Source organism: Propioniciclava soli (genome assembly GCF_038502305.1).
Classification (GTDB): Bacteria; Actinomycetota; Actinomycetes; order Propionibacteriales; family Propionibacteriaceae; genus Propioniciclava; species Propioniciclava soli.
In genome coordinates, this window is record NZ_CP115965.1 from 3753053 (window position 1) to 3765851 (window position 12799).

Sequence of the window (12799 nt, forward strand, 5' to 3'; positions counted from 1 at the left end):
GCTTGGGAAGGGTTTCCGACGCCGCCTTGCCGTCGCGACTCCGCCTGGAGAAGGAGATCACCGAGGCGACAGGGGATCACCGCCCAGCCCGACCGTGTGCGCGAGGATGGCGAGCGCCACGCGGTCCCGCGCGCCCAGCTTGGCCAGCAGGCTGCCGACGTGCGTCTTGACCGTGGTCTGGGCGATGACCAGGTGGGCCGCGATCTCGGCGTTGGTCAGCCCTTGGCCGACCAGGCGCAGGACTTCGATCTCGCGGTTCGTGAGCGCGTCGATGGCGGTTCCCCTCGCGTTCGTACGTTCGTGCCGCAGCGCATCGAGGAGGGCTGGGGCGGCCTGGGGGGACACAACCGCCTCGCCGCGGTGGATGGCGCGGATGCCCGACAGGACGATGTCGGGTTCCGCGTCCTTCAGCAGGAAGCCACGCGCGCCGGCAGCGACCGCGTCCAAAACGAGTTGGTCGGTGTTGAAGGTGGTGAGGATGAGGATGTTGGGCGTGCCGACGCGTTCGACCAGCAGTCGGGTCGCCTCGATGCCGTCCATGACCGGCATGCGCACGTCCATGACGAGGACGTCGACGGCGGTGTGCTCGCAAAGGCGCAGCGCTTCCTGTCCGTTAGCGCCCGTGCCGACCACGAGCATGTCGGGTTGGGCCCGGATCAGGGCGGCGAAGGCCGACACCATCAGCGGCTGGTCGTCGACCACGGCGACGCGGATCATGGGGCGACCCCTCCGATCGGAATCGTGCAGGCGAAGTGGAAACCCGAGCCGCGGGGGCCGTAGTCCAAGGTGCCTCCCAGCAGCTCGACGCGTTCGCGCACCCCCAGGAGCCCGAAGCCCGGGGAGTCCGACTCCCGGTAGCGGTCGTTGTCGACCTCGGCCACCACGCGGTCCGGGTCGTCCTCCTGCCGGATGGACACGACGGCCTGCGCGTCGGGACCGCCGTGCTTGATGACGTTGGTGACGGCCTCCTGGGTGACCCGCAGCAGGGTCGCCCGGACCAGGTTGGGCCAGCGGGCCTGCCACTCGGCCAGCGTGTCGTCGTCAGGGAGGTCGGCGTCCACCCGGATGCCTGCAGCTCGGGCCGCCTGGACGAAGGTGCGCACCTGCGAGAGGTCGCCCGCGACTGCCCCGGTCTCCTGGTCCCGGAGGAGACGCACCAGTGTGCGGATCTCGGTCAGCGCCTCGCTGCTCGTCCGCTTGATGGTCAGCATCGACTCCCCGAGTTGCTCCTCAGAGCCGACGGCGATGGACGTGCTCGCCTGCACCTGGATGACCGCGAGGTTGTGCGCGACGATGTCGTGCACCTCGCGTGCGATGCGCTCACGTTCGCCGGTTCGGGCTCGGTCGATCCGAGCGACAGTCTGGGCGTCGAGCCGCTCCCGCTCCCGACTCAACTTCCCCTCGTAGACGATGTCGCTGTGGCGACGAGCCGCGCCGAGCACGAAGGCGCCGAGGATCGTGACGAGGAAGAGGAGGGTCCAGACGTTCTGGTCCGTCCGGCTCGGCAGGAGCCGCATGGGGCTGAAGTAGCCCACCGCGATCGCGGCCACGAAACCCATCGACGCCCACCCGAAGGGTTCTCTCCGCGCCGTGAGGTGGACGGCCAGTGGCAGGGCGAGGAGCACGGGAGAGACACCCAGGTTGACGGGGGACTGCCACGCGAGCACGTCGAGGTAGCCCAGCGCGATCACCGTGACCGCTGTGCTCACCCGCGGCAGGTCATGGCGAACAGCCAGAGCCCCCGTCACCGCGACGTGCACGCCGAGGTTGCCGAGCGTAATCCACGTGGCTCCATACCTGGACAAGAGGGTCGCCTCGAGCGCGGTCACGACCAGCGCGCCTGCGGCCAGCACAATGGCCGTCGCTCTGAGGGTGGCGGCGTGCATGATGCCACCCTAGCGACCCGGGCACGGTCCGCCACCTGGAGGGCTCGATGCGCGCGCTGCTGACGGGCCTGATAGGATAGGGTGGTCTGGCGGTGCTGGGGGCTCTTGGGCGCAGGTGGGGGACGCCGCATCCACGGTCGCTTCACCCCGACCCCAGGCTCTGGGCTGAACCTGGTCGAGGTCTGGTTCGGCATCATCGAACGCCAAGCCATCCCCGGGTAACCTTCGCCTGAGCCGGTCAAGTCCAGCGCGGTGGTGTACGAGCGATTCTTCGTTTCATGCGGGGAGTTGGACGGGTTCCTCCTGTTCGGTGGTGCCGGGGATGTCACGACGGTGTACTGGGCGATCCTGCTCGCCGGAGCCACCGTCAACCCCTGAGGCGGCCGCCCGGAACATGCGCTCGTAGATTCGCGCGCAGGACGGGCTCCTGGAGACGGTTGTAATGCCGCGCACCCTGCCCGGGTTGGCACTCTTGGGTGCGTCATGACTTCGTGCCGGCCCTCATTCCTGGCCGACAGAACGCCCTGCCTGCCGCTGGCAGCGCTGTCAGTCGCGGCCGAATCGCTGGAAGGCGGCTTGGCGGGTGGTGTCGAGAGCGGCGCCGATGACCGTCCAGGAGTCGCCGGCATCCCGGGCGGCCTTCACGGCATCCCGGAGTTCCTGCTCGGCATCGGCTATGGCCTTGCGGGCGGCGATGATCCGTCGGAAGTGGGCGGCGTCACGTGCCGGATGGGTCGTCGGGTCGACCTGGTCCAGCCCGTTGGCGTTGTTGCGCGTCTTGATCGTCATCGTGTTCACCTCACTTCAAGTAGTCGTAGAACTTCGGTCGCAGGAGATCTGCATGGATGATCCGGGTCGGTTGTTCAGCAGGGACTGCTACCAGCTCCAGCAGCCGACCTTGTCGGTCGGCGCCGATCACGAGGAGACGCTCCTGCCCGGCGTACTCGTACTCGACGAGACGGATGGCATTGCGCCACGCGTGGTCGATGTCGGCGTCCGTGATCCCGTGCTTGCGCGCCGAGCCGCGGATCTCCACACGTCAAGACTACCTTGACGCTGAGCGGGGTTGTCAAGCTCATCTTTACATCTGGTCTTGCCGCATGGAGCCGTAACGACAAGGTGCCCACCCGCCAGCCTGCGCTTGTGGAGGGTCCACATCGGCACCAAACCCGGAACCGAAAGTCCTGGCGTCGGCGGGCCGTTCGTGTTACGGATCGGATTCCGAATCGGCGTGTCGCGAAGGCGACAACCATCCCAAGGTGGCCCGCAAGGGAACGATTCCGCATGAGGACGCGAGGTTGTGAGATCCCCACAAGGTTCCCGGCTCGTGCGGTCACGTCTCGGTCTCCCTGTCATGCCTGTTATGCACGTGATCTTGCCCTGTCTGTTCCTGTTGGCTTCGATGGCCCTGAGGGTGTGCCTGTCGGTTGGGATGGGGGTTTCGGGGTGTCGATCGTTGTCGGAGTGAGTCGCCCGCAGGGCTCGTCGGGCAGGCCGATTGTCACGTGTGATGAGCCGTTGGTCGCGGACTACTTGGAGTTCTTGGCGGGCCGGGCTGATAGTGCCCCGCTGAGTGGTGGGCTTTCGAGGGATCCTCGGTGTCACGCCTCGCCGTCGGTGATGGCGGCGATGGGTTCATTATCGCGGTCGGGGTAGAGCAAAGCCATGGATCCTTCGGACAGGTAGCGGCGTTCGTCGGTGACCCATTCATCGTTGGTGTCAGCGAGGATCATCCCAACCAGTCGGATGACGGAGGCCTCGTTGGGGAAGATCCCGACGACCCGGGCCCGGCGTTTGATCTCCTTGTTCAACCGCTCGAGGGGGTTGGTTGACCAGATCTTGCGCCAGTGCACGCGGGGGAACGTGTTGAACGCGAGCACCTCGGCTTTGGCGTCGTCCATGTGGGGTGCGATCTTCGGCAGCCGGGCGGCGAGCTGGTCGCGTACCTGGTCCCAGGTGGTGCTCATCGACTCGGGGTCGGGTTGGGCGAAGATCGTGCGGAACACGGCCGCGACCATGTCCATCTGCGCCTTGGGCACCAGCGCGAGCAGGTTACGGGCGTAGTGCACGCGGCAGCGTTGATGACCGGCTCCTTGGAAGCAGCGCCTGATCGCAGCGACCAGGCCCGCGTGTTGGTCGCTGATCACCAACCGCACCCCACGCAGGCCGCGGCCCTTCAACGCGGTGAGGAAGCCGCGCCAGAACACCTCGTCCTCGCTGTCCCCGACGTCGAGTCCGAGGATCTCGCGGCGGCCGTCGGCGGTGACCGCGGTGGCGACGACCACCGCTTTGGAGGTGACCAGCCGGTCGTCGCGCACGTGCAGGTAGGTGGCGTCCAGGAAGACGTAGGGGTACTCGATGGCATCCAGCCTGCGGGTGCGGAACTTGCCGACCTCCTCGTCGAGGGCGGCACAGATGCGCGATACCTCTGATTTGCTGATCCCGGTGCCTCCGAGGGCTTGGATCAGGTCGTCGACGGCACGGGTAGAAACCCCGTTCACCCACGCCTCCATGACGACCGCGTAGAGGGCCTGGTCGATGCGGCGGCGTGGTTCCAACACTGAGGGGAAGAACGAACCCTTCCGCAGTTTCGGGATGCCGACCTCGACGGTGCCAGCCTTGGTCATCAACTCCCGCCAGCGGACACCGTTGCGTTCGGTGACGCGTTCGGGAGTGCGTTCGTAGCGGTCGGCGCCGATCACGGCGCTGGCTTCAGATTCGATCAACTCCTGCAACACGATCCGCACGGACTCGCGGACCAGATCGACTCCCTCCCCGGAACGAAACGCCTCAAACAGGTCGGACACGGCAGACTGGATGTGGGCCATCGGTGATAACTCCTTCGATGCGTGCTTGGCCGTACACACCGAAGATCTCGCCGATGGCCCTCCCATCAGCTCAGGACACGCCCTCCTCCAAAACCCACCACTCCACGGGACTCACACGAGCAGCCGTTCGACGGCCCGGAGGGCCTGCTCCACCTGTTTTGTCTGCTCGTCGGCCAGGGTGGTGGCTGCCCCCCGCTGCAGGCAGTCGCGGAGGTGTTGGTCGACCAGCATCAGGGCTGCGGCTTCGAGGGCGTGGGTGACTGCGGCCACCTGGGTGAGGATCTCGATGCAGTCGGCGTCGCCGTCGACCATCCGGGCGATCCCGCGGACCTGTCCCTCGATGCGCCGCAGCCGGCCCAGCAGGGCACGTCGGGTCCGTGGGCCCGACGCGCTCCGCTGGGCTGCGGGTGTTGCAGCGCCCGGGTCAGTGGTGGCCGGCGCCGGAGGGTCCATGCGCGTAGCGGTGGGGGTCGGTGTCGAACGCGGCTGCGCAGTGGGTGGAGCAGAAGTGGATCGTGGTGCCGTCGTGGTCGCGGGTGGCGGCAGCGTCAGCGGGGTTGATCTTCATACCGCAGACCGGGTCGACGACCTTGGCGGTGGTGGTGTCCTTCTTCTTGCCGAACAGGCGGAACATGGTGGTTTCCTTTCGTTGGGTGTGGGGTGAGGCTTCGACGCTGCCGCCCACCTCGACGAGCGGGTCGACGCCGGCCACCTGGGTGGTGGCGGCCAGTGGGCGGGGGGTGAACCGGCGGAGCCGGTTGGCGTTGGCGACCACTGACAGCGACGACAGGGCCATCGCGGCGGCGGCGATGATCGGGCTGAGGGTGATCCCGAACGCCGGATAGAGCACGCCGGCGGCGATCGGGATGCCCAGGATGTTGTACAGGAACGCGAACACCAGGTTCTGTTTGATGTTGCGCATGGTGGCCCGGGACAGGTCGACGGCGGTCACTATGCCCACCAGTGCCCCCGAGACCAACGTGATGTCGGAGGACTCGATCGCGACGTCGGTGCCGGTCCCGATCGCCGACCCGACGTCGGCCTGGGCGAGGGCGGGGGCGTCGTTGATGCCGTCGCCGACCATGCCGACCACCTTGCCGTCGGCTTGCAGGCGCCGCACCTCGGCGGCCTTGTGGTCGGGCATGACCTCGGCGACGACGCGGGTGATGCCGACCTGGCGGGCGATCGCGGCGGCGGTGTGCCGGTTGTCGCCGGTCATCATCACGACCTCGATGCCGCGGGCCTGGAGGGCTGCGACCGCCGCCGGGGCGCCTTCCTTGAGGGTGTCGGCTACAGCAACGACGCCGGCGGGGTGTCCGTCGACCGCGACCAGCATCGCGGTCTTGCCTTCGGCGGCCAGCCGGTCGTGGGCGGCGAGCAGGACGGCCGCGTCCACCCCGAACGCGTCCAGCAGCCGGCGATTGCCGACCAGCACGGGCCGCCCGTCGACCCGCGCCATCACCCCTTGGCCGGTGACGGACTCGAACCCGTCGACCTCGGGCACAGCGAGCCCGCGCTCGGTCGCCCCGGCCACGATCGCGGCCGCCAGCGGGTGCTCGGAGGCGCGCTCGACCCCGGCGACAGCGGCCAGGAGGCGGTCCTCACCGCCGTCGGTCACGGGGATGACGTCGGTGAGGGCCGGGACGCCGCGGGTCAGGGTGCCGGTCTTGTCGAGGATGATCGTCTGCAACTTGTGGGCGGTCTCGAGCGCCTCGGCGGAGCGGATCAGGATGCCGTGCGCGGCGCCCTTGCCGGTGCCGACGGTGATCGACATGGGCGTGGCGAGCCCTAGGGCGCAGGGGCAGGCGATGATCAGCACCGACACGGCGGCGACGAGCGCGAAGATGAACACCGGCGGCGGGCCGACCAGCACCCACGCGACGAAGGTCCACACCGCGATCACGATCACCGCGGGCACGAAGTAGCTGGACACCTGGTCGGCGAGCCGCTGGATGGGCGCCTTGGAGCCCTGGGCTTCGCGGACCAGCTTGATGATCTGGGCCAGCATCGTGTCGGCGCCGACCTTGGTGGCGCGGTAGCGCAGGGCGCCGGTGGTGTTGATGGTGGCGCCGATCACGGTGTCCCCGACGGACTTGGTGACCGGCATGGATTCGCCGGTCACCATCGACTCATCGATCGAGGAGGAGCCGCTGGTCACCTCGCCGTCGACCGGGAGCTTCTCCCCGGGCCGGATCAGCACGATGTCTCCGACCCGCACCTCATCAACGCCGACCTCGAGTTCGGCACCGTCGCGCTCAACCCGGGCGGTGCGGGGCTGCAGCCCGATCAGAGCTCGGATTGCCTCACCGGTGCCGGCCTTCGCTTTCGTCTCGAGCAGCCGCCCGAGCAGGATGAGGGTGATGATCACCCCGACGGCCTCGTAGTACACGTGCCGCAACGCGTCGGGCAGCAGCCAGGGCAGGAACGTGACCACCAGGCTGTAGCCGAAGGCGGCAAACGTGCCCAAGGTGATCAGCGAGTTCATGTCGGCGGTCCGGTGCGACAGCGCCTTCCAGCCGGTCCGGTGGATCGGCCAGCCGGTATAGAACATCACCGGAGCGATCAACGCCAGCTGTAGCCACGGGTTCATCAGGAACTCGGGAACCCACATCGCCTGGAACAACTCCACCGCCATCACCGCGACCAGCACCGGCGCCGACAGCACCGCACCCACCAGCAGGCGGCGGGTCAAGTCGCGGATCTCGGCGGCACGCTCAGCCTCCTCCGCCTCCGCGTCGGGGGCGGTGCCGCCGGCCGCGGTCGTTCCGTCCACCGGCCGGGAGGCCTGCTCCACCACGGTGCCGCCGCCTTGGGTATCGGCCGGCGGGCTCCCGCTGACCCGGACCACCCCGGACACCATGGTCATCCCGCACGCGAACCGGTACTCCCCCGTTTCGGTGGGAAGGAACTCGACCGCCGTGGTCCGGAACGCCGGCAGCGCTGCGTTGACCTTGAAGTCGGGCATGACCACCCGCGAGGTGCACTCACCGCTCTCCTGCCGGTCGAACAGGAGCCTGACCGGTACGCCCGGGCGGACGCCCTCGATCACGTCCGGGCTGTAGCCACCGTCCACGGTGACCCGCACCACCTGGACGCCGTCCTCCAGGCTCACCTGTCCGGCCCGCTTCGGACCGAAGAAGAACCACCACAACAACCCGGTGACGACCACCGCGCCGCCGATGACGAGCCAACTCATCACAACCACCTCACCCTGTCCTGATACCCCCCAGGGGTACCGCTTCTGGTGTCAGGTTAGGTGGGTCTCGTGTCCGGATCGGCAGGATCGGATCAAGGTCGCGTCAAGATCCCGACGCAGCCTGCGCGGCCGGGGTTCCTGGTCGGCGGTGGTGCTCGTCAGGAAGCCGCAACCGCTTCAGCAGCAGGGCGTTGACAGCGACGATCAGGCTGGAACCGGACATCGACAGCGCAGCGATCTCTGGCCGTAGGGTCAGCCCGACGCTGGCAAACACGCCGGCCGCGATCGGCAGGGCGACCACGTTGTAACCGACCGCCCAGCCCAGGTTCTGCCGCATCTTCCGCAGCGTGCCACGGCCGATGGTCAGGGCGGTCGGCACGTCGAGGGGGTCCGACCGCATGAGGACCAGGTCGGCCGTCTCGATCGCCACATCGGTGCCCGCCCCGATCGCGACCCCCACGTCAGCCTGGGCCAGAGCAGGGGCGTCGTTGACACCATCACCGACCATCGCCACCACCCGCCCCTGGCGTTGTAGATCGGCCACATGGGCGGCCTTGTCGCCGGGCAGCACGTCCGCGATCACCGTGTCGATCCCCAGCTGGGCGGCGATCCGCTGTGCGGTCGCCTGATTGTCCCCGGTCAGCATCACCACCTGCACTCCCTGGTCGTGCAACGCCGCGACCGCCCGGGCGGAGGTCTCGCGGGGGGCGTCCGCCAACCCGATGACCGCCACGATGCGGCCGTCCACCGCTCCGAACACGGCGGTCTGGCCCTGGGCGGCGACCCGCTCGCGGATCGGCCCCGCCGCCGACAGGTCGACACCGAGGGACTCCATGAGCCGCCGGTTTCCGACCGCAACGTCCAGTCCGTCGACGACGGCGGTGGCCCCGTGGCCGGGCACGTTGCGAAACTCGGCAGCCTTACGGGTCGCGACGCCGAGGGCGTCGGCATGGGTGACCACGGCGGCCGCGAGCGGGTGTTCGGATTCGCGCTCCACCGCCGCGACCAGGTCGAGGTGGGGGTCGCCCCCGACGGCGATGACCTGGGTCACCTCGGGTTCGCCGCGGGTGAGCGTGCCGGTCTTGTCCATCACCACCGTGTTGACCTTCGCGGAGGTCTCCAGGGCGGTGGCGTTCTTGAACAACACTCCTCGCTTGGCGCCCAGACCGGTGCCGACCATGATGGCGGTCGGCGTCGCCAGTCCGAGGGCGTCGGGGCAGGTGATGACCACCACCGTGATCGCGAACAGCATCGCCGTCTGGACCGACGCGCCGGCCAGCAGCCAGGCCCCGAACGTGAGCCCTCCTCCGATGATGGCCACCAGCACCAGCCAGAACGCCGCCCGGTCCGCGAGCCGCTGGCCGGGGGCCTTCGAGTTCTGCGCCTGCTGCACCAGCGCGACGATCTGCGCCAGGGCGCTGTCCGCGCCCACCTTGGTGGCCTCCACCCGCAGCGTCCCCGTGGTGTTGATCGACGCCCCCACCACCGCTGAACCGACCGTCTTGTCGACCGGCAAGGACTCCCCGGTCACCATCGACTCGTCCACCTCGGAACGGCCCTCCCGGACGACGCCGTCGACGGGCACCTTCGCGCCGGGACGGACCAGCACCAGGTCGCCGACCAGCACCTCGCTGGTGGGCACGTCGGCCTCGACCCCGTCACGAATCACCGTCGCCATCGGCGGCGCCAGGTCCAGCAACGCCCGGATGGCGTCGTTCGCGCCGCCGCGGGCCCGCATCTCGAACCAGTGCCCCAACAAGACGAACGTGGTCAGCACCGCGGCCGCCTCGAAGAACACCTCGCCACCACCGGTGAGCGTGACGTACAGGCTGTACAGCCACCCGGCGCCGATCGCGATCGCGACCAGCACCATCATGTCCAGCGTCCGGTTCCGCAGGGCGCGGAAAGCCCCGTCGAAGAAGATCCAGCCCGCGTAGAACACCACCGGCAGCGACAACACCAGGGCGAACACCTCGTCCCGCAACCCGAACGGCGCCGGCAGCCCGAAGCCGAGCATGTCGCGTCCCATCGGGGAGAACAACGTGATCGGCACCGACAGCACCGCCGCGACCAGGAACCGGTTGCGCATGTCGGCGACCATGGCGTCCATCGACATCCCCCCATGACCGCCATGACCCATCGCGTCATGCGGCGAGATCACCACCCCCGCGGCGTGGCTCGCCGCCTGGTCGTGCCCCCCATGACCGTGCGGCACCGTGGTTCCGGGGCCGCCGTGCCGCGCGTGGGCGTCCGGGCCTGCGTGCCCGCCGGGATGACCTGCCGGTTCGATGCGGGGAACGCACACGTGGGTGGGCTGTGACTCGCCGGCACAGTGGTAGCCACACTCGCGCACCCAGCCCTGAAGTTCGGCGACGTCGGTCCGCGTCGGGTCGAACGTGACGGTCGCCGTCTGCGAGATCGCGTTCGCGTCGACCGCCAGCACGCCTGGCCGGGTCAGGAGGGTCTGTTCGACGCCGTGGGCGGTGGTGGCCCAATGCAGGCCACCCACGTGCAGCACGACCGACTCGGCGGTGGAGTTCAGGTTCATCACATTCTCCTGTCAGGGCGGACGGGCCATCGCCGAGCCACTCGGGGGATCGGGGTGGCTCGGCGATGGGGTTCGTGGGGGTGTCGGGGTCAATGCTTGTGGCCGCCAGCGGAGCCCTGGTTCATGAACAGCATCATCGCGCCCATCATCGCCATGCACAGCAGGGCGTAGCCGATGACGCCGCCGCCCGCCGCCCCGGTGGCGACGAGGAATCCGACGACAGCCAGCATCGGGGCGCACATCAGCAGGTGCATCCACCACCGGTGCCGCACGGGCTGGGCCGTAGGGGCCTGCTGCCCAACGGGCGGTGCCGGGGTGGTCGGCGCGAACGGGTCGGCGGCGAACCGGTCGTACGGGTCGCTGCTGGCCGCCGGGATGGCGCGGTGGTCGGTGTGGTCGTGATTCATGGCAGGGACTCCTTGACGTCGTTCGGATCGTTACCCCAACGAGGCTGGTCGACGAAGGTCGGGTCTGGTTGTGGGAACCGTCAAGGTCGCGTCAACGTTCCCGCTCAGCCGCGGTAGAGCAGGCCGATCATCATCCCGGCCTCGGCGTGATAGATGTTGTGGCAGTGGACCATCCAGTCACCGACGTTGTCGGCGTCCAGGTCGAGCGCCATCGACTGCATCGGCGCCAACAGCACCGTGTCCTTCCGCAGCCCCGACGGCAGCGCGAACGTGTGCCCGTGCAGATGCAGGGGGTGGGTCATCATCGTCATGTTCATCACGTTGAGCCGCAGCCGTTGCCCCTCACGCACGGTGAGCGGCTGGTTCTGCCCGAACGGGGCCCCGTTGATGCCCCACCGGTACGGGCTCATCGACCCCTCCAACGACATGTGCGCGGTGGCGTCCGGCGATCGTGAAGGCAGCCTCCCCGACTCGTGGGGACGCAGGTCGGTGGCCAGCAGGATGCGCCCGGCCAGTTCGGCGGGCGACACGTCGGGGCCGGGGGCCTGACCCGAACCGGTCCTGACCAGGGCCAAGCCCTGGCCGCCCTCGGTCTTGCCGAACGGACGAGCCACCAGGGGGAACACGCCGTCGTCGAGGGTGACGAGGGCGTCGTAGCGCTCGCCCATGCCGAGGTAGAGGGCGTCGACCTCCCGCGGTTCCACGGGGAAGCCGTCGCTGTGGGTGACCGTCAGTCGGTGGCCGCCGAGCGCGACCGTGAAGATCGTGTCGGACGCCGCATTGATGAGCCGGATCCTGACGCGCTGGCCCGGCTTGGCCTCGAACGTGTCGGGTGCGGTGGGGACGCGTCCGTTGATCAGGAAGTAGGGGTAGGTGACGTCGCCGGCATCCCCCCACGGTTGCGGAGCGTTGCCGCCACCGTGACCGCCGTGGTCCATGCCCCCCATCCCACCCATGCCGCCCATGCCGCCGCTGGGGGCAGGGCCGCCGTCGGCGATCAGCTTCGCGAGGACGTCGTCGGGGGTGCGGCCGGTGCCGTCGACCCAGTCGTCCAGCACGACCACCCACTCGGCGTCGTAGGCGCCCGGCTCGTTCGGGTCGTCGACGATCAGGGGGGCGTACAGGCCGCGGTCGAGTTGAACGCCGACGTGCGGGTGGAAGAAGTACGTGCCGGGATCCGGCGCGGTGAACTCGTAGGTGAACGACCCGCCGGCCGGGACCGGGTCCTGCGTCATGCCGGGCACCCCGTCCGCCTTGTTGTGCAGCCGGATCCCGTGCCAGTGGATGGTCGTGTCCGCGGGCAACTGGTTGTCAAGACGTATCCGGAGGAAGTCACCCGCGGTAGCCCTCACGAGCGGACCGGGCGCGGTGTCGCCGTAGGCCCAGGTAGGGACGGTGGGTCCGCCGAGGTCGAGGGTCACAGGCTTGGCGGTCAAGACCTGCTCGACGATCCGTTGCCCGGGTCTCGGGGTGGCCGGCGGGAGCGTCGGCATCGGGCCAGACGCGGAGGGGACGGGGCCGGCGGCCGGCGCGGAGGTGCAGCCCGTCAGGGCGGCGGCGCCGAGGCCGAGTCCGCCGAGCAGGAGCGTGCGTCGGGACATGCCAGTCATGGGTGCCTTTCGATGGGTGCTATTCGAGACGTTGAGGAGGAGTCGGTCCGGGCCGGCGGCTCGGCCGAAGCCCGAGGCTGCGAGCGCCCGGCGGTGGCGTCGTTCTCGGGTGCATCGCGGAATCGCGGCTCAGGCGTTTTTCCGCCCGCCAGGAACAGCGCGCGGATGCCCAACAGGACCACTGCCCAGAAGCCGGCCATGCCGATGAGCATGAGGACCCACATCTCCCAGCCCATAGCGCTCCCCTCTCCTGGCCTCCTGCCACTGTGGCCGCCTGCTGTGGCGCCGCCGTATGGCGCAGGTTCAGGTTCGGTCAAGATCGGA

11 protein-coding genes are annotated in these 12799 nt (G+C 69.1%); 1 reads left to right on the plus strand and 10 read right to left on the minus strand.

The annotated features are described in order from the left end of the window. Window positions 1-57: 57 nt before the first annotated feature. Window positions 58-717, minus strand: a complete 660-nt coding sequence (locus tag PCC79_RS16990) for a response regulator (protein WP_232550228.1) — start codon at window positions 715-717, stop codon at window positions 58-60. Then, window positions 714-1886 (minus strand): sensor histidine kinase, encoded by a 1173-nt coding sequence (locus PCC79_RS16995; RefSeq protein WP_342372575.1) that lies wholly within the window; start codon window positions 1884-1886, stop codon window positions 714-716. Before PCC79_RS16995 ends, PCC79_RS16990 begins: the two co-directional genes overlap by 4 nt. A 252-nt stretch (window positions 1887-2138) precedes the next feature. Between PCC79_RS16995 and PCC79_RS17000 the strand changes: the two genes are divergently transcribed. Then, the gene (locus PCC79_RS17000; protein WP_342372576.1) at window positions 2139-2264 is read left to right on the plus strand and encodes a hypothetical protein; all 126 of its coding nucleotides are present in this window, start codon (window positions 2139-2141) and stop codon (window positions 2262-2264) included. A 168-nt stretch (window positions 2265-2432) separates the two neighbouring features. On the opposite strand, the gene PCC79_RS17005 is transcribed toward PCC79_RS17000, so the two are convergent. The 8 genes from PCC79_RS17005 to PCC79_RS17040 all read right to left on the minus strand — a co-directional run bounded on the left by PCC79_RS17005 (window position 2433) and on the right by PCC79_RS17040 (window position 12475). After that, window positions 2433-2675, minus strand: coding sequence for a hypothetical protein (locus tag PCC79_RS17005; RefSeq protein WP_232550231.1), 243 nt, complete (start codon window positions 2673-2675; stop codon window positions 2433-2435). Window positions 2676-2685: 10 nt separating this feature from the next. Beyond that, window positions 2686-2922 carry a hypothetical protein gene (locus PCC79_RS17010; protein WP_232550232.1) on the minus strand — a complete coding sequence of 79 codons (237 nt, stop codon included), beginning with the start codon at window positions 2920-2922 and terminating at the stop codon, window positions 2686-2688. Between the two features lie 565 nt (window positions 2923-3487). Then, window positions 3488-4714 (minus strand): IS256 family transposase, encoded by a 1227-nt coding sequence (locus PCC79_RS17015; RefSeq protein ID WP_342372567.1) that lies wholly within the window; start codon window positions 4712-4714, stop codon window positions 3488-3490. A gap of 111 nt (window positions 4715-4825) precedes the next feature. After that, the gene (locus PCC79_RS17020) at window positions 4826-5167 is read right to left on the minus strand and encodes a metal-sensitive transcriptional regulator (RefSeq protein ID WP_342372577.1); all 342 of its coding nucleotides are present in this window, start codon (window positions 5165-5167) and stop codon (window positions 4826-4828) included. Further along, complete coding sequence (locus PCC79_RS17025; protein ID WP_342372578.1) at window positions 5139-7910, minus strand: heavy metal translocating P-type ATPase; 2772 nt, start codon at window positions 7908-7910, stop codon at window positions 5139-5141. The genes PCC79_RS17020 and PCC79_RS17025 overlap by 29 nt, the downstream gene beginning before the upstream one ends. A gap of 103 nt (window positions 7911-8013) precedes the next feature. Further along, entirely contained in the window at window positions 8014-10458 is a 2445-nt protein-coding gene (locus PCC79_RS17030) for a heavy metal translocating P-type ATPase (RefSeq protein WP_342372579.1), read from the minus strand. An 89-nt stretch (window positions 10459-10547) separates the two neighbouring features. After that, window positions 10548-10865 (minus strand): hypothetical protein, encoded by a 318-nt coding sequence (locus PCC79_RS17035; RefSeq protein ID WP_342372580.1) that lies wholly within the window; start codon window positions 10863-10865, stop codon window positions 10548-10550. Window positions 10866-10969: 104 nt separating this feature from the next. Next, a complete protein-coding gene (locus PCC79_RS17040) occupies window positions 10970-12475 on the minus strand; it encodes a multicopper oxidase family protein (protein WP_342372581.1) in 1506 nt (501 codons plus the stop codon). Window positions 12476-12799: the final 324 nt, after the last annotated feature.